General features: G+C 67.1%; 16 protein-coding genes and 1 pseudogene. 6 read left to right on the top strand and 11 right to left on the bottom strand.

Going from position 1 to position 16,687, the window contains the following annotated elements:
* Nucleotides 1–431 precede the first annotated feature (431 nt).
* The gene (locus J7E96_RS38910; protein ID WP_374196724.1) at nucleotides 432–755 is read left to right on the top strand and encodes a DUF6422 family protein; all 324 of its coding nucleotides are present in this window, start codon (nucleotides 432–434) and stop codon (nucleotides 753–755) included.
* Between the two features lie 1,391 nt (nucleotides 756–2,146).
* On the opposite strand, the gene J7E96_RS27895 is transcribed toward J7E96_RS38910, so the two are convergent.
* Nucleotides 2,147–2,722: a DUF4386 family protein gene (locus J7E96_RS27895; RefSeq protein WP_215135064.1), complete on the bottom strand. Its 576-nt coding sequence runs from the start codon at nucleotides 2,720–2,722 to the stop codon at nucleotides 2,147–2,149.
* 323 nt (nucleotides 2,723–3,045) lie between these two features.
* Here J7E96_RS27895 and J7E96_RS27890 point away from each other — a divergent pair, with 323 nt between their 5' ends.
* On the top strand, nucleotides 3,046–3,192 hold the full coding sequence (locus J7E96_RS27890) for a hypothetical protein (protein ID WP_215135062.1): 147 nt from the start codon (nucleotides 3,046–3,048) through the stop codon (nucleotides 3,190–3,192).
* Between the two features lie 417 nt (nucleotides 3,193–3,609).
* On the opposite strand, the gene J7E96_RS27885 is transcribed toward J7E96_RS27890, so the two are convergent.
* The 5 genes and pseudogenes from J7E96_RS27885 to J7E96_RS38555 all read right to left on the bottom strand — a co-directional run bounded on the left by J7E96_RS27885 (nucleotide 3,610) and on the right by J7E96_RS38555 (nucleotide 6,256).
* The gene (locus tag J7E96_RS27885) at nucleotides 3,610–4,380 is read right to left on the bottom strand and encodes a transposase (protein WP_215135060.1); all 771 of its coding nucleotides are present in this window, start codon (nucleotides 4,378–4,380) and stop codon (nucleotides 3,610–3,612) included.
* Nucleotides 4,381–4,387: 7 nt separating this feature from the next.
* Complete coding sequence (locus tag J7E96_RS27880; RefSeq protein ID WP_215135058.1) at nucleotides 4,388–4,720, bottom strand: hypothetical protein; 333 nt, start codon at nucleotides 4,718–4,720, stop codon at nucleotides 4,388–4,390.
* A gap of 156 nt (nucleotides 4,721–4,876) precedes the next feature.
* Nucleotides 4,877–5,146, bottom strand: coding sequence for a helicase associated domain-containing protein (locus J7E96_RS27875; RefSeq protein ID WP_215135056.1), 270 nt, complete (start codon nucleotides 5,144–5,146; stop codon nucleotides 4,877–4,879).
* Between the two features lie 62 nt (nucleotides 5,147–5,208).
* Nucleotides 5,209–5,832, bottom strand: a pseudogene (locus tag J7E96_RS27870) (DEAD/DEAH box helicase family protein); the annotation flags it as partial.
* Nucleotides 5,833–5,857: 25 nt separating this feature from the next.
* A complete protein-coding gene (locus tag J7E96_RS38555; RefSeq protein ID WP_308296171.1) occupies nucleotides 5,858–6,256 on the bottom strand; it encodes a Scr1 family TA system antitoxin-like transcriptional regulator in 399 nt (132 codons plus the stop codon).
* Nucleotides 6,257–6,541: 285 nt separating this feature from the next.
* On the opposite strand from J7E96_RS38555, the gene J7E96_RS27860 reads away from it, so the two are divergent.
* Together J7E96_RS27860 and J7E96_RS27855 are read left to right on the top strand one after the other, a co-directional pair.
* Entirely contained in the window at nucleotides 6,542–6,898 is a 357-nt protein-coding gene (locus tag J7E96_RS27860) for a hypothetical protein (protein ID WP_215135054.1), read from the top strand.
* 825 nt (nucleotides 6,899–7,723) lie between these two features.
* Entirely contained in the window at nucleotides 7,724–8,014 is a 291-nt protein-coding gene (locus J7E96_RS27855) for a hypothetical protein (protein WP_215135052.1), read from the top strand.
* Nucleotides 8,015–8,458: 444 nt separating this feature from the next.
* On the opposite strand, the gene J7E96_RS27850 is transcribed toward J7E96_RS27855, so the two are convergent.
* The gene (locus tag J7E96_RS27850; protein WP_215135050.1) at nucleotides 8,459–9,871 is read right to left on the bottom strand and encodes a pentapeptide repeat-containing protein; all 1,413 of its coding nucleotides are present in this window, start codon (nucleotides 9,869–9,871) and stop codon (nucleotides 8,459–8,461) included.
* 482 nt (nucleotides 9,872–10,353) lie between these two features.
* Nucleotides 10,354–11,973: an IS4 family transposase gene (locus tag J7E96_RS27845; RefSeq protein ID WP_215135048.1), complete on the bottom strand. Its 1,620-nt coding sequence runs from the start codon at nucleotides 11,971–11,973 to the stop codon at nucleotides 10,354–10,356.
* A gap of 112 nt (nucleotides 11,974–12,085) precedes the next feature.
* Between J7E96_RS27845 and J7E96_RS27840 the strand changes: the two genes are divergently transcribed.
* On the top strand, nucleotides 12,086–12,802 hold the full coding sequence (locus J7E96_RS27840; protein ID WP_215135046.1) for an IS5 family transposase: 717 nt from the start codon (nucleotides 12,086–12,088) through the stop codon (nucleotides 12,800–12,802).
* On the opposite strand, the gene J7E96_RS27835 is transcribed toward J7E96_RS27840, so the two are convergent.
* Together J7E96_RS27835 and J7E96_RS27830 are read right to left on the bottom strand one after the other, a co-directional pair.
* Nucleotides 12,774–13,244 (bottom strand): hypothetical protein, encoded by a 471-nt coding sequence (locus J7E96_RS27835; RefSeq protein ID WP_215135044.1) that lies wholly within the window; start codon nucleotides 13,242–13,244, stop codon nucleotides 12,774–12,776. The two genes, J7E96_RS27840 and J7E96_RS27835, sit on opposite strands and share 29 nt — an antisense overlap.
* A 143-nt stretch (nucleotides 13,245–13,387) precedes the next feature.
* Nucleotides 13,388–14,629, bottom strand: a complete 1,242-nt coding sequence (locus tag J7E96_RS27830) for an IS110 family transposase (RefSeq protein WP_215135070.1) — start codon at nucleotides 14,627–14,629, stop codon at nucleotides 13,388–13,390.
* 420 nt (nucleotides 14,630–15,049) lie between these two features.
* Here J7E96_RS27830 and J7E96_RS27825 point away from each other — a divergent pair, with 420 nt between their 5' ends.
* On the top strand, nucleotides 15,050–15,430 hold the full coding sequence (locus J7E96_RS27825; protein WP_308296170.1) for a transposase: 381 nt from the start codon (nucleotides 15,050–15,052) through the stop codon (nucleotides 15,428–15,430).
* On the opposite strand, the gene J7E96_RS27820 is transcribed toward J7E96_RS27825, so the two are convergent.
* Nucleotides 15,375–15,863 carry a hypothetical protein gene (locus J7E96_RS27820; RefSeq protein ID WP_215135068.1) on the bottom strand — a complete coding sequence of 163 codons (489 nt, stop codon included), beginning with the start codon at nucleotides 15,861–15,863 and terminating at the stop codon, nucleotides 15,375–15,377. The two genes, J7E96_RS27825 and J7E96_RS27820, sit on opposite strands and share 56 nt — an antisense overlap.
* Nucleotides 15,864–16,687 lie beyond the last annotated feature (824 nt).

Below are 16,687 nucleotides of genomic sequence, written 5' to 3'. Positions count from 1 at the left end.
ACTGGACTTGAAATCTTCCGGAACGCCGCTATCGCTTCAGCCAGCCCTGTATCGAAAGCGCCTGCTCGCAGTGGACGGGCCAGGGCTGCGGTGTCATCGACCACGTGCTGGATGATCCGCCCGATGACGGGTGCGTGCCGCACCATCACGTGCCACATCCGGATGGATCGCTTCCGACCTGTGGCATCCGCCGCGATTGCAGGTGGTTCTCGCAACGGGGCGCGGCTGCCTGCGGGGTCTGCCCAACCATTGTCGCGGACACCGGCGGAACGGCCAGCTACCGCCGTCAAGGCGAGTGAAGCAGGCCGGACGAGTCCGCACGTCGCCGATCACTGTTCGCTTCCTCGTTTCACGATCCAGAGGTCCTGCCCGGGGCGGCCAGGTCCTCCCCGCCGTGGACCCCTGACGCAGCAACTCCCAGGAGTGAATACATGTCCACCTATCAGTCTCGGGACGAACTCACCGACGAACAGCGGGCCACCTTGGAAAGGGCCGCGTTGCAGGTCATCGGGGCACGGGAAGAAGCCGCAGCGATGATCCGAGCAGAGATGGAGCCACCACCCGACATGGGGTGGTTCGGAAGCCCCTGTCACGCAAAGCTGCCCTTCCCTCCTTATCCGCCTTGCGGGTGTAGGGACTACAGAGGCGATGGCGGGCCCTGCACGTCACCCATTCTCGTCCCTGATCTCGGCGAGGGGTCCCTGTTCCCCACGAGGCCCTGTGGGCATCGACCATCACAACACGTCGAGACGTAACCTCTGGCCACCAAAGCGGGAGCGCCGAAAACCTCGTGAGGCCTCCGGCAGTGCAGTCCTGGGCTCGCACTGAGATCCAGGGCTGACTGCGTTGCAAGGCCGGCCGCGCTCTGAAGTCGGGCATGCAGCTTTTGCCTGCGAGCGGCTGTGCTGTCAGATGGCTGCTCCAACGTCACCGAGCTGTGCCGCCGGCCGTACGCCGCGGCCACGTCGAGTTGATGGCGAGGCTGCCGCCATTCGTGGGACGTCACTTGGCTTGGTCGCCGTCGCCGCATGCCGCAGCCGGTTTGGAAGCGGGCGGCTTCACAGACACTCCGCGTGTCTTCCACGGCGGCGGGGGAGAGCACATCCGGTATGACTCCAGGTTCGGCTCGCCGAACTGGCCACCCCAACGTTCCCACCCGTGTCCGTCAATGTAGGCGAAACTCAGGCGGCTTCGTGTACCGGACATGACTCGTAGGAGCAACCATCTCGGAGTATGGCGGCATCCCCTCCATTGAGAGAGGTGATGATGAGGCGGAGGCTAATACCGTCGACCGTGCGGTACTGGGCTCCCACCGCGAACCACACCTGCACGTTGAACACCGGGTCTGGCGACCTGTTCATCACATGCATCCAGGTGTTTGCCCCTCAGCCCCTTGGACACGCGTGTCGCCTGATCTCGGCCTTCGCGGTCGGTATGCCTTTCGCTTGCGCCAGTTGGTCTTCGGCCACCTCGGCTTTGTAGTGGTAAGGGGCCCTGTGAATACGAGGCCACCGATCGCAGCAACAGTACCGACGACCGTGCCTTGGGCGTCTGTGGACTGCGCTTGGGCGCCCTGCCCCTGTCAGGGGCAGCCCTCCGCCGAGCTAACCGCACCTGAGTTGGTTGCCGTGGATTACTCGCATCTGCGCTTCCGGTAGAGGGGGACGCTTGCGGTCTCGGTTTGGCTCCCCGGATCACTTCCTGATCCTGCGCCCGTACGCCGAGCGGACCCGGCTGGCTGCGCGGGCTGCGTCGCTGTCGTGAGCGACCCTCAGCCCTCACGCCCGCCCAGGAACCAGCACAACTGGACAGCCGACGGCGGGTAAGCAAGCCCAGGAGTGGCTGAAGTCCCGGACGGACGTGTCCGGTGTCGACGGCGGCGTCGGCCGGGAGGCGGGTCATGGCGGTACCGGCCCGTCGAGGACTGTGGCCAGGCGCTGTCGTCGGCCCGGGGCGCCCCCGTGTCGCGACGCAAGGGAGGCACGAACAACTTGAACACCGCCTAGCAAGTGAGACCGCCTCAGTTCGCAACTCCTTCGAACACGGCGGGGTCTTCGGCATCCAGACATTCTTCCCCGGCAAGCCAGATGGCCCAGCCATCAGGTGTCTACGAAACCGGGGGGGTCCGCCCTCGGTGAATCGGGGGTCAGGCGGCGCGACCCGTCTGATCGCTGCGCACGTACATGACGATGCTGGCGACCAAGATCCACACGCCCGCGCCGATGAGCGGAATTAGGGTAGGCGGCGCGATCGCGATGAGGGCGATCGGCAGAGCCACCCACCCCAGCCACCGTGGCAACGCGCCGGTCCGCAAGACCGACAGCCACGTGGCGAACATGAAGATCGCAATACCGACGATGGCCGGGTAATGGCTCGCATGCAAGAGATTGAGCGCTTGGGCGGCGCTGGGGTCGATTTTGTCATGACCAGAAGCAAGCGCCCAGCTAATCCCTGCACGAGCCGCACCGCCGATGCCGATCACGACAGCGCCGCCGAAGACCGCCGGCGCAAGCGCGCCTGCCCCTTTACTGCGCAGGTACGTGCGCAACCAACTCGCGAAGAAGATCAAGAAGACGACCCCCAAGCCCGCGAGCAGGGCGGACGCCTTTGTGGCGCTCTCATGGCCCTTGAAGAAAGAGAGCACTTTCGCGCCGGAGGCATCCCCCTCGGGCGTCTCTTGAGCCGTGACGGCGGAGGCCACGAGCAGCACGAAGAAAACCACGCCGCTAAGCGGGGCAAGTCGCGTCCACCCTTGCGCTGGCTCATGGGAGTCACCTATCGGCGCTGTGCCGCGATCCCGATTCATGCTCCACTCCTCATGGTTGATGATGTTCAGGGCCGCCCACGCCTATGCACCGTCGCGCGTTACAAGACCAGCCTTCACCCGCTCACTGAGTCCCGCAAACGGGACGACGCGGCTTGGGCACGGGCTGGATCTGGGGACCGGCCTCAATGATCGGCCGACGGGAGCGGCGGGCTGTGGCGCCCGGCCCCGTCACTGATTGCTCGTTTGCGTGTACACGCCGGTTCCCTCGTCTGCGCAACGTGGCCGGCCGCCACCACCGTCTCCCTGAAGCCCTGGACGCCCAGATCGAACGCGAGCAGGCACGTGGCACCGCGCTGCTGACGTACATCCAGCGCAGTCATCTCGGTGCGGAGGTCGGCCGGTCCGCGCAGCGGCGGCGTAGGTAGGCGTTCTCTGGACCGCGCTCGCCACCGCCCGCCGGTGCCGCGCACTGGCAGGCAATGCACTGGTTTTGTACGTGGGAGCTGACACCACTTGTCGCCCAGAGCGGGGAACACCCGATTTTGCCCGAAGGTGATGTATCGGCACGGTGTCGGATTCCGCACGGTCAAAGCCGCGCTGGAGCGCGGTCCTGCATCTGACGCCGCAAGGCGCGAGGTCTCTCTTCGACCGCAGGGCCGGTTCGTCAGGCCGATGAGTTTGCCCGTCTTACCTTCTTCGTGGGTTCGAACTGGTCATTCGTAGGATCGGCGGAACCCAGGGGCTCTGGGTATGGCTCGTTGCCCGTTGCAGTCGGTATGGCCTAAGGGTTGTCCCGCAAGTGATCTAAGACGTGGTCCTCATCGGCCGTCGACATAGATCCCCTATCCGGTCAGGGCGAGGTTGTGGAGGCGGGCGATGCCGAGCATGGCGTGGTGGACTCCATCGCCCTTCAGCCGGCAGTCACGGAGGATCTTCCAGGTCTTCATGAGGGCGAAGGTGTGCTCGACGCGGGCGCGGACCTTGCGGTGGGAGGCGTTGTGTTCCTCCTTCCAGGCCGTGAGTTCAGCCTGGCCGGGTTCGCGGCGGTGCGGGATGAGTAGGCCGGTGCCGCGGTAGCCGCCGTCCGCGATCACCGTGGCCTTCCCGACGGCGGCCTTCGCCCCGGACAGCTCCCATGCCTTGCAGTCGTTGCGGTTGCCGGGCAGGGGCCGGCCGACGGCGACGACGAGCCGAGTGTCGGCGTCGATGACGACCTGGTGGTTGGTCGAGTACCTGTAGTTCTTGGACTGCTCGGCGACCGCATGGTCACGGGTGGGCACCAGCGTGCCGTCCACGATCAGCACTGCGTCCTTGCGGAACCGCTTGCGGGGATGAAGGGCGATTGACGGGGCAAGGTGGTTGATGATGCGGCTGGCTGCCGACTTCGAGATCCCGAAGAGCGGGGCGAGCTGCCGCAGTGTCAGGTTCGTTCGCCAGTACGCGGCGACCAGCAGGACCCTGTCCTCCAGCAGCAGGCTCCACGGCCGACCTTTGTGAACCGGGCTGGCGCCCTCGCGTCGTAACGCGGAGATCAGCTTCCCGAACTGCCGTGGACTCAGTCCGCTGAACGGGGCTATCCAGGAGGGCTCTGACGCCGTGATCACACCAGCCACTGCATGATCATTCCACTGCTTCAGGTTCTCCCTGCTCGAACGCGATGCGGCAGCGTTCAACCTGGTCGGCCACCTGTTCCATGAACCAGCGCATGATCTCGTAGGGCACCACGCGTTCGTCAGGGCTGTAGACACGGACGGTCGGTTCCAGATTCGGGTCCTCGTCTGGGACAAGCGCTACCAGGCAAGCAGAACCGGGAAAGTAGGTCACCGCGGCGTCGGAGTTGGCCGGCGCAGGCCGAGCCTCGCTCAGTTCCACGGCCCAGGCATCGTCGGGCAAGGCGTAGTGGAACAGGACGGCGTAGTGACGGCCTGCATGTTCTCGCAGCTCCCATGGCATGCCAGCAGGCTGACACAACTGCCGCGTCGGAGTCTCGCGGGTATCCCGCTCTCACCTAAGCGCAACCCAGCCAGCGTTTGCGGGACAGCCCTTAGCACCCCAGTGCTGTCAAAACTCACTACTCGTGAATAAAGGCTCCTGCATCCCAACCCTTCGTTATGCCCAGTCGAGTCCGAGTTTGGCGAGCTGCTGTTCGCTGAGGCGGTCGCTTCGGTTCTTCTGGTTGGAGAGCCATACCCCGAGCCGTACGGCAGTGCCGTCTTCGAGGTGCTCGGTGTGCCCCCTCGGGACGACGGTCCGGGCCTCCCGTGCGATGTACTGAGCGAGGGCCGCGACGCCCCGCGTGAACGCCTCAGAGCCCTTCGCTGCCCGAGCCTTCGCGCTGGTTCGCGCCGAAGTCTTGTGGGGCCGCTCAGCCGGTTTCACACCCAGCTCGCTGAGGCGCCGCTGCTGCTCCTCGTTCAGCCGCGCCCAGTCCCGGACCTGCCTTCCTCCCGCTTCTGCTCGCCGGCCAGGCGAGCAGGAGTCACCACCGGGTCGGTCAACTCGACCACCACAATTTGATACCGCGCCAAAAGCCCCCGTGAGACCGCCGACGCCAGGGACAGCTCGTACACGACGGGGCCGTAGATTTTCGGGTCGTCCATGGAGCAGGCCAGCTCGTGCGGGAGCGGATCGCGCGCGTTCTCGAAGCCCGGCTGCCGTTCCGCCCACGGGGGCCGGGGCGGGCGCTCCTTCCAGATCCGCGGGGTGGCCGTCATGTACAGCCGGCGCATCGCCGGGATCACGTCCTGGTCATGGATCGCCGCCCACGCCTTACCCATCGAGCCACTTGTACGGTGGGCTTCATCGACCACCACGAGGTCGAAAGCGTCCATCGGAAGCCCATACGCCCCCTCGTGAGCCTCCGCCAGCACGGGCAGAGACGCGTAGGTGGCGTAGACGGTCACCGGCCCGCGACCGTGCCACAGAGCCAATTGCGGCGGACTCGTCGTGGAACGCACATCGAGATTCCACAGATGCGGGTCATCATCCAGCGAACACACCGCCACCGCCGGACCCGTATGACCGGCCAAGCGCCATTCCCGTACCGTCTGCGTCAGCAGATCCAAGTTCCCGCAGCCGGGTTGCTGGTGGTCAGAGCCAGGTGCCTTCGAGGGCGTGGCGGTCGCCGGTGAGTGCGTAGCGGCGTACGGCAAGGACGGTTTCCGCATCGATCCCGATGTCGTCAGCGTACCGGGCGAGGACCGTGTCGGCGGCTTCTTGGTCGGACAGGAACGCGGGGGCGAGTTCGAGCGCGATCTTGTTGTTCGCGCATGGTGTTGCGGCTGCCGACCATGCCGACGATGCGGTGCAGGGCTGATTCGTCCAGGACGCCCCGCAGTCGCAGGGGGCGGGCCGGGTTGTAGATCCGTGCTTGCGGCGAAGCCGCACCCGAAGGCGTATGGCGGCCTGCTCGGCGGTGCGCGGGGGAATCGTTTCCCCGATGACTGCATGGGCGTAGGCGGGAGTCTGCAGCAGGCCGGGGATGACCATGGGCTTCCGTAGGAGTGGATGGATGCGGCGTCCGTCTCCGGGCCGATGTAGACGCTGTGGGGGATGTGGCCGTGGGCGTGCCACCAGCGCTGCTGCCCGGATTCCTTGGCGTACTGGGGTCTGGGGCGGCCGCGTCCAGTCACGGTCGCGGCCGTCCTGGCTCTCCGATGGGGGGTGATGCATCGGCGCGTTGTACTCGAAATGGTGCAAATGTGGTTTAGGTTGCGGGTTTGTACGGTTCCACCCCTCACTGATCACGTCGACTCTGACGGAAGTGGAGATGTTGTGCGCAAGCTTCGCAATGCTGCCCTGGTAGCTGCCATGCTCGGGAGTTTCAGCATGCTCGGGGCCGGTGTCGCCGCGGCCGGCGACGGCGACGGCTACGGCCACCCGGACGGCTGGGGCAAGGGCAAGGGCAAGGACGGCAACGTGGTCGTGTGCGAGCAGCGGTCCCATGTCAGCGATGACACGTTCCAGCTCGGTCTCGTCAACATTGCGACGGGGCCCGTTACTGTCCTTGGCAGCGGCCCGGCGACCGCGGTCTCGGTCCAGCAGATCTGCAGTGGCGAGGACACCCGGGCCAGGAATGGTGCCGACGCCGAGACGGGACCGGGAGTCGACCTCGACCTCGGCCTTCTCTAACGACGCGAGACGCGTAGCGGCGCTCGCCGGCGAGTGAGAAACGGGTGTGCCCGTTGAGCTCGGCCGACTGGGGCAGCAGCCTGAACAACTGCTGGTCCTGCGGGCCATGGTGTCTGGTCCGTGACCTGCTGAAACCGCAGGAGGGCGCTTTCCAGGCCCGTCGCGATTAGGCGGCCGGTTGATGGGCCGCGAGCAGTTCACGCAAGACGTAGTTCACGCAAGACGCCCGGCTGGGAATCCCCAGCCGGGCGTCTTGCGTGAGGGGCTGTTGCGTTCGGTCGCGCCGGCGTTCAGGCGCGCCCGGGGCGAGACCGGCATGTTGGTGACCCCGGCTGCCGCAGCTGGCTGCGGCCATCGGGCCAGGCGGCGAGCGTGCTCGGGCTTGATCGCAGGGTTATTGCTGCCAGCCGCCCTGTGTGAATGAAGGCCGGGGGCCCTGGACCGGGCGTAGTGGCCAGGGCCCCGGGGGCCCGCACCCTCGAGGAATGGACATGCGAGCACCGCCGAGAACAACGCATTGCGCAGACTTCGGTCACGGGCCGGGAGGAAGGAAGGTGACGTAGAAGAGCAAGGCCCCGGCCTCGATCGCGGGCGAGGCGTCGCCGAGTCGCGGGGGTGTATCCGTCAGGGCGTGCCGAAGTGCTCGCACACGCGCGGAGTCGTGCTGTCCATCGCGCCATGACCTCGGGCAAGAGCGAAGGCCGGGCCCCCGTCACCGAGGGCCCCCGGGCGCGCGGCGTGCCATCAGCAGTTGAGACGACACAACCTGATGGGCTTCGCGAGAGGCGGCCCATACGGGACGGTGGTGTGGGTAGCCTCCCGCAGGTGACCGCTTACGCCCGTTTCATCAAGCAGATGATCTCCTCACGACTGTACCGTCCGGACGGCACGGTTCAGACGACGAAGGATCCGAAGAAGACCGCTCTGCACGAAGGGGCGAAGCTCGCCATGGCGTGCGGCATGGACGAGGACGAACAGGCGACCGGACTGTTCGCCGCCGACCGCTACGAGCAAGTCCTGCAACGCTACGAGGACACCCACCCCGAAACCCACCTGCTGCGCGTCCAGGCGGCCTTCCTCCAGACCCCGGACGATCCGGCACCAGTCGGGCTGTGAGGGCGAAGCCCCAGAGTCATGACAGAAGGCCCCGGGACTTCGCTTCCGCGTCCCTCAACGGTGGTTCAACGACCGGCTGCTGCCGCCCCACGACGGTCTTCCCTTCCCGCGCGATGTACTGCCGCAGGGCCGCTACACCCCGGGTGAACGCCTCGGAGCCCTTCGCTGCCCCAGTCTCGCACCGTCCCGCGCGAGCGCCTGGTGAGGCCGCTCAGCGGGCTTCACGCCCAGTTCCTGGGGATCCGCCAGGAGTCCGCCGGGGATCCGCCGGACCGGGTGCGTCCGGCGGATCCCCGGCGGATCCCCGGCGGATGTCTGGCGGATGCTCCGGCGGATGCTGAGGAGAGCAGGGAATGAAGGCCCGGGACCGCCGTCCACTCCCACGGTCGGTTTTGCGGGCGTTCCTCCGGATAGCCGAAGGCCTGGAGCACACTGTGTGGCCCCTCAGGGACCTGTGGGGTGCCAGTCTGCTGGGAGGGTAAGCCCGGTGGGCAGAGGCGATCGGCTTTGCGGAACCAGGCCAGAGGGTGCGGGACCGGTGACTCCGCTGAAGTCGACCGCGCCTCCGGAGAACGTTGCCGCGCGGAAGTCGAACCTGGTTCCGGAGAACGTGGCCCCGCCGAAGCTGATCCCGTCTCCGGAGAACGTCGCCCAGTCGAAGTCGACCCTGGCTTCGGAGAACGTCGCCCGGTGGAAGTCGACTCTGGCTCCGGAGAACGTCGCCCCTGCGAAGCTGATCCTGGTTCCGGAGAACGTCGCCCCGACGAAGTCCACCCCGGTTCCGGAGAACGTCGCCTCGCTGAAGTCGACTCCGGTTCCGGAGAACGTCGCCCCGACGAAGTCGACTCCGCCTCCGGAGAACGTCGCCCCGCGGAAGCTGACCAAGCCTTTGGAGAACGTCGCCTCGCCGAAGCCGATTCTGCCTCCGGAGAACGTCGCCATGCGGAAGCTGACCACGTCTGCGGAGAACGTCGCCTCGCCGAAGCTGACCAAGCCTCCCGAGAACGTCGCCTCGCTGAAGTCGACCCCGGCTCCGGAGAACGTCGCCTCGCTGAAGTCGACCTTGGCTCCGGAGAACGTCGCCCTGCCGAAGCTGACCACGTCTCCGGAGAACGTCGCCCCGCGGAAGTCGACCCTGGCTTCGGAGAACGTCGCCCCGCTGAAGCTGACCAGGCCTCCCGAGAACGTCGCCCTTGAGAAGTCTCCGCCGTCGAAGGTGACTCCTGTGAAGTCGAAGTCGTGGCCTTGCCACGAGTGCTGATGCTTGAGGGGCAGGCGGAGGTGGTCGCGGATGAGCCTGATGACGGTGTGCCGGACTTCCCGGAGGGCCAGGTAGCTGTGGCGGGCTTCCGCGTCATCCGCCGGGAGTTCGGCCTCGGCGGTGTAGGGCAGTCGGAGGTAGGCGCACAGGACGTCTATGCAGGTCTGGCGCAGTTCGCGGGTGGGGGCGTCGTCGGCGAGACCGGCCAGGGCGTGGACGCCACCGAGGCGGACGGCGGCGGATTCGTCGCCGAGCTGGGAGACGGCGGTGGTGAAGCGTTCGGTGTGCAGGCGGGTGGCGTCGCGCAGGGCGCCGTCCTCGTCGACGCGCTGGCGGCGGTAGGCAACGACCAGGGCGACCAGGGCGCCGGCTCCGGCGACTACGCCGAAGGAGAGTTTGACCAGATCGAACAGTGTCTTGGAGTCGATGAGGCGTTCAGGCTTCAGTTCTCGGGCACTGAGCAGGTCCCATCCGGTGTAGAACACCGCGGCGGCGACCACAATCGCGGCGGTGAAGGCCAGGAGCAGGACGAGACCGACCGGCCAGAGACGCAGGCCGCGCCGTTCAGCCTGGCGCCGGGACAGACGAGGGCTCATGACCGTCAGGACTGACTAGGCGTACGGCTGGTTGCATAGTTGCAGGCCTACTCGTCCGTTGACCGTTGGTCTCACTCCGGACGATCCCCCCTTAGACGTCATCCGCTTATCGATCACGGGACCGGCCTGGTCGAACAGGGCTCCTGATCGGGTGATCGCGCGAGAGCCGGCGCATGACAGCAGGGCCTCTTGGTAGCTCGGGGGTGCGAACCAAACCAAGCACCAGGAGGCCCTGTTGCCGCAGTCTTTCGCGCCCGCATGCGTGGAGTCCAACTCCCCTTCCCCATCGTGTGACTGCCTCGCGCACAGGTTCGGCAACGCGGCAGACCGGCCGGAGCGCACCCCGAGCTATGTCTCCGACATGACGGATGCAGAATGGCGGGTCATCCGGGCCGTGCTGCCGGTTCCCGCCTGGTTGGAGGGGCGGGGCGGCCGGCCGGAGGGCTACTGCCACCGGCAGATGATCGACCAATGCCACGAAGTTAAGGGCCCGTTGACGAAGTCAAGGCATCGGGGAGGGTGATCTTGTAGGTGTTCGGTGCCGTGCGGATGAGTCGGCCGTTGCGAGCCCAGTAGCAGAGTTGCGCGGTGAGGCTGCTGAGGGGGCGCCCCGTGGTGGCGAGGCCGAGATGCTGTGCGATGTCGCGGGTGTGCATGGCCTCGTTGGAGTTCGCAGCCAGGATCTGGCAGACCTGGCCCCAGCGGCCGGAGGGGGCCCGACCTGGATCGTGCGCATTGGGGAGGGCCGGTGGATGCACGGTGATCTCGATGGTGGTGATCGGCGTGCTGTCGCGAGGTCGTCCGTCGCGGTTCCAACTGTTGTAGCGGGAGGTTCCGCACTTGACGATGCGGGTGGACAGTCGCATCCGGCGCCTCGGAAGCAGCGCCTGCAGGACGCGGGCGCCGATGAATCCGACCAGGTCGGAACAGGTGCTCGGCCCAGCGGCTGGGGCCGGGCCGATGGAGCTGACGACCGTGTCGCGCGCGGCCTCCAAAGCGATGGTGAAGCCGGCCCGGTCGGGATCGCAGCCGGATGTTGTCTCCACCGCGGTCACCATGATCGCGCGCAGGGCCTGATAGAGGGTGAGCAGTCCCCACATCTCCTGGGTGAGACCCACCGGGTCCTTCGAGCGCAGCACCCTGCCTCTGAGCAGGGTGTGACGTAACGCGAGGTAGGCGGTCTCGATTTCCCAGCGTTCGTGATAGAGACGCACCAGGTGGTCGGCGGGATCGGCGCGGTGGTCGCTGAGCGTGGTGAGCAGGCGGTAGGTGCCGCCGAAGACGCCACCGTCGGCGGTGCGGGTGCGGATGTCGGCCTCGATCACCCGAAGGGGGAGGCTGCCGATGCGGGTGAGGTAGGAGCCGTCGGGTAGCAGGGCCAGCACGGGAGGGCGTCGGACACTGGTGGCGCGTACCAGGAACTGTGCACCCTGAGCTGCGATGTCTGCGAGCAGTTCGTTGCTGTCGAAGGCGCGGTCGGCCAGGAGGAGCATGTCCGAGGTCAGGTGGCTGGCCAGGTCCCGGGCGTAATCGGTCTCGCCTTTGGTGGCGGGGCCGAAGGCGGCTGCGATCAGGCCGCGGGTGCCGGTTTCGCACAGGGTCATGAGCATCAGCCGTGGGTAGCCGCCTGGACCGTAACGGCGTTCGACGCGGCCGAGCCAGGACCGGTTCCTCTCGTGATCGGGGACGGACAGGCTCCCGCATCCGTCGAAGGCGACCGTGCGCCAGCGGCGATAGCGCACCCCAGGGGTGGACGGCTGGGCCAACGGGCCGGCCAGAACGTCGAACAGTCGTTGCAGTGGGGCCACGCCGATGCGACGACGCAGATCGCGAAGTGCCTTCTCGGAAGGCTGCGGCACTTTGGCGGTCAGCCCTGCTACGAGTTTTCCCCACACCAGCGCGGCACCGAGATGCTCGAACAGGCCGAGCGCCAGGACGAAGTACACCCCAACGCGGGAAGGCAGGCTCCGCAGTCGTTGCTCGCAAGCCCCGGTCTCGTCCAGTACCGCATCCACCAGCTCGGGCGGGATGACCTGCGTTAACTCGCCGATATGAGCGGGTGCGAACACGTCATCGGTTCCGCTCGTGACAGCCTGGGGCATCGGGCCTCTGCTTTCTCAGGTAGATCTTGGTCGATCCCCTGGATAGCAGAGGCCCCTTCGCATCTCACCCGCCCTTGACATCGTCAACGGGCCCTTAACTTCGTGGCATTGGATGATCGACGCGGTCCGCTATGTGGCCGACAACGGCGTCAAGTGGGCCAACCTGCCTGCGGACTTCCCGCCGTATCGCCGCGTGCATGCCTTCGCCCGCCGCTGGCAGGTCACGGGCCTGCTCGCCGAGCTCCACGACCGGCTGCGCGACAAGGTCCGCCAGAAGGAGGGCCGCGCGGTGGACCCGACGGCTGCGATCGTGGACTCGCAGTCGGTGCGGGCTGCGGCGAACATCCCGCGCTCCACATCCGGCTGGGACGGCGGGAAGAAGGTGGGCGGCCGCAAGCGGCACCTGGTGGTGGACTGCCTCGGCCTGGTCCTGGCCGTCGCGGTGACCGCGGCGAGCGTGCAGGACCGCGACGCCGCCGCCGGGTTGCTGGAGCGGCTGCGCGACATGTACTTCTCCATCCGCCTGGTGTGGGCGGACGGCGGCTATGCCGGACGCCTGGTCGACTGGGCGGCCGAGAATCTCCGGCTCACCCTCGACATCGTCAAACGCTCCGACGACACAACGGGGTTCGTGGTGCTGCCGCGCAGGTGGGTGGTGGAGAGAACGTTGAGCTGGCTGATGCGCTCACGCCGCCTGGTGCGCGACTACGAGAGCCTGCCCGCCATGCACGAGGCCATGGTGCTGTGGTCGATGACTATGCTCATGAGCGGCCGCCTGGCTGGACGCCGCCCCGGTGCCTTCAGACGGCCGGCACCGCGAGAGCGGTGAACACCCCCGGCCGCACCTGCAGGGCCCACCCCCGCTCCACCAGACGTTTCGCCTTCGACCGCAGCCCCTCGACCTTCGCCGGGATGGCCTCCAGCCCCAGGGCCACGGCCAGCTGCTGGCAGCGCATGCCCTCCCGGCCCGCTTCCGACTCCAGCACCGACACAATCCGCTGGTAGTCCGGCGCCAGGACCGACGCCGCCATGCCCCCGGCCCGCCGCGGCACCGGCGAACCCGCCACCGCGCTTGGCACCGGCTCCGCAACCGCGGACGGCGTCTCGGCCAGCACCTCGGACACCGTCGCACGGGCATCCACCAGCCGCTGAAGCGCACGTTCCGCCTCGCCGAGCGCGGCCTGCACCCGCTCGGCCTCCTCCCACAACCGCGCGACCTCTTCCCGGACCCTCTTCTCCCGGGCCTCCAGCAAACCGAGCACCGACGGCACCAGCCACCTCCACGAGCCAGACGAGCGAACGAACCACGCTCATCTCTCCCGCCACCGAGCGGAGTTCATGCCCACCCACCCCGAACCAAACGATCACGTTCGGAAAGCGGATGGCGTCTTAGACATCCGATGCGAAGAACGTGTCAAGCGGCGAGGGTAAGACGGGGTTCTCGCGAGGTCGGGAAGGCGACGGCCTCGTTGAACGGGACCCGGTGAGTCAGACAGTGGTGGAGGCAGCCGATCATCCTGTTGAAGAGATTCCTCTGAGCTGCCGTGTGCCGGTCTCCGGCCTCACGTCGCCGATCGTAGTGAGCCCGAGCTCCGTCTGAGTGGGCCATCGCTGAGAAGGCCCACATGTAGCCGACTCCGGCCAGCCGCTGGTTCTTCACTCTGCGGGCCGCGACGGACACGCTCTTGCCGGAGGCCCGGGTGACCGGTGCGGAACCTGCGTACGCCTTCAGCCCTCTGGCGTCGGCGAACCGAGTCCTGTCGTCGCCGATCTCGGCCAGAACCCGAGCTCCGCTGAGCGGACCCAGCCCTGGGAAACTGGTGATGATCTCGGCGTCAGCATGTGCCTCGAATGCCTGCACCGCGGCCTCGGCAAGATCATCGGCGCTCGCGCATGCGGCTTCCAACTGGCTTAGCAGCGCGGTTGCTTGGCGTCCCATGGCCTCCTCGACCAGGGGAAGATGGCGCATCTGCGGTGCGCGAAGTGCGCTGTGCAGACGCTCGACCTCCCTTTCGATGGTGTTCTTGCGGCCGGCCTTCTTCAGCACGGCCCGCAACTGCGGCCGGGTCAGCTTGGCCGCCTGGCGCGGGGTCGGCGCCGCGGCCAGGAGCGCGCGGGCTATGGGGTGATAGATGCCCTCGCGGCGGTGCCCGACGGCGGCCAGATGGATGGGGAAGTACTCGCGCAGGTGGGAGGTCAGCTTGTTGCCAGCCTGAGTTCGGTCCCAGACGGCGTCCTGCTGGGCACGGGCAAGGACCGCGACGGCCTGGACCACCTCCGAGTCTGCGGGAAGCGCGCGGTGAGCGGCGGCATCGGTACGGAGAATGTTCGCCAGCACCATGGCGTCCAGGTGGTCGGACTTCTTCCGGGAGACTGTGTGACGGTCCCGGTACCGGGCGGCGGCCATCGGGTTGATGGCGTAGACGGGGCGGCCCGTTGCCCGAAGGCAGGCGACCAGAAGACCGCGGGAGGTCTCAATGGCCACTGGGATTGGATCCTGCGGACTATCGCCGTGCTCGGCGAGCAGCTGAAGCAGCTGGTCGAGCCCTTCCGCAGAGTCATCGATGCGAGCGCGAGCCAGTAGCGAACCCGATTCGTCGACGACGGCTATGTCGTGGTGGTCGCTGGCCCAGTCGATGCCGCAGAACGCTCTCACTCGCCTCACGCTTTCTCATCGAACCTGTGTTGTGGCTGGTCACAGCCGTGCAGGGCATGCGTCTCTCTAATGGAAGGGCTCGATGGCCCGACATCCGATTAGCCGTTCATGACCCCAGCGACCTGCGGGGCCCTCGGTCTTGATCGGAGCTGGTGGCTCCCGAGCACGTAAGAGGTAGTCCCCGCAGGGGGCTTGGACCACGATCATCATCGGTGATCAAGTGGTCGCCCTCGATGCCGACGGCGAGCGCCAGCACACGTCAGTCTTCTTTGAGGACTCAAGGTCCGGATCAACGGAGGACGTCGTGCTGACGCCGGCGATCGGCATCGAGAAGGTGTTTCAACGAGCTCAGCTCCCGTCCATTAGATCAACGGACGCAAGCGGCACCTGCTCACCGACACGCTCGGACTCCTTCTGGCCGTGCTGGTCACACCGGCGTCCACGACCGACCGGGACGCCGCCCGCATCCTGCTGTCGTCGGCCAAAAACCGTTTCGGAGGGCTGGCACGGGTCTGGGCCGACGGCGGATACACCGGCCATCTCACCGACTGGGCCGCGGCACAGCTCGGGATCGTTCTCGATATCGTCCGACGCAGCGACGACGTCAGCGGGTTCCAGGTCCTGCCCCGCCGCTGGGTCGTGGAACGATCTTTCGCCTGGTGCCTGCGCAGCCGGCGCCTGGTCCGTGACTACGAGCGGCGCACAGACACCAGCGAGGCCGTCGTGCTGTGGTCGATGACCACGCTCATGAGCCGCCGCCTGGCCGCCCGGCAGTATCTTGCGCCTGCAGTGGCAGCGTGAATCTGCCCGGTTTCTTCTCGACCAGCCAGCCCCGTTCCACCAGCCGCTTCAGCCGTGCTCTGGCTCCCTCGACGCGGGAAGCGGACGCGCTGTCCCAGCCCAGCACCACCGCTGCCCGCCGGGCACCGAGCCCGTCACCTCCCGCATCGGCCGCGGCGGCCATCAATGCCTGGTAGTCCGGCGACAGCTCCTTCACCTCGGTCGCGTTCTGCCGGTGAGGCACTGCCCGGCGCGGTCCGACCGGCTTCTTCTGCGACATCGCAGGTGCGTTCTCCTCGGCCAGCGCCTCCAGATACTGCTCCAAGCCGATCATCCGGCGCCGGTGCACCTCTTCCGCGTCCGCGAGAGCCGCCCGCACCCGTTCCAACTCGGCTTCCAACTGCTGCACCTGAACGGCTGCGGCCTTCTGCCGCGTTTCCAGAACCGCCCGCATCGACGGCATCCGCTACCTCCACGACATCTCGCCCGGCAATACGCCGAGGCTTCCGCGGCAGCAGCTATCCATGCCTGACCAGCGAAGACCTCACACGAGGTTCGGAAAGAGAACGGCCTCTCAGGCATCGGCTTGTGCATGTTCTTGCTTTCGTACTTGCTCGACATGCCGGTCGTTGGCATGAGCGGGCTGGCACTGATGATCGGCGGTTTCTTCCTCGCCGCCATGCTCAAGTAGGCATAGACGGAGACATCGACGTGCCCGTGCCGCCGGAAGACCACCCGACCGGGAACCCTCATTCGAGCGCCAAGCGAACCTCTCGGTACGACAACAGCTACTGGGTGGGGCCGAGGCGGGGTCGGCTGTTGTTGTGCCGACCGGGGGTGCGCCGTTGGCGCGGGGTGTGGTGGTACGGCGGCTTCTTGCGGTGGATGGGGAGGGGGTGCTGTCGCGGTTGCTTGTGCGGATCGCGGCGGAGCGAGAGGGCCTGATCAGGAAGATCCACACCGGGGTTACATCTTGCTCGACGACCCCGTCTACACACCCCCTACCCCTCCGGCGGCCCCCGTGGTGGATCCCGGCACTCTCCCGGATCGAGGCCACCCTCGTCGTCCTCCGGTCCCAGCCCGGATACCTGACACCCCAATGAAATCGCACAGGCGCTCCGCATCACCAACCTCAAGAGCTTCAGGGTCCAGGTGGCGTACTGGGCACGGCAGGGGGCTGATCGTCAGGTCGAGCAGAGGCCGCTACACGCTGCGGCCAACCGTCCGAAGCGAGCCCATGACCTGCTCCGTCACCGCCTAAGGGCTTGCAGATGATTT

Source organism: Streptomyces sp. ISL-96 (genome assembly GCF_018614035.1).
GTDB lineage: Bacteria > Actinomycetota > Actinomycetes > Streptomycetales > Streptomycetaceae > Streptomyces.
Note: the sequence above shows the minus strand (reverse complement) of the source record. Positions and strands in the feature narration are given on the sequence as shown.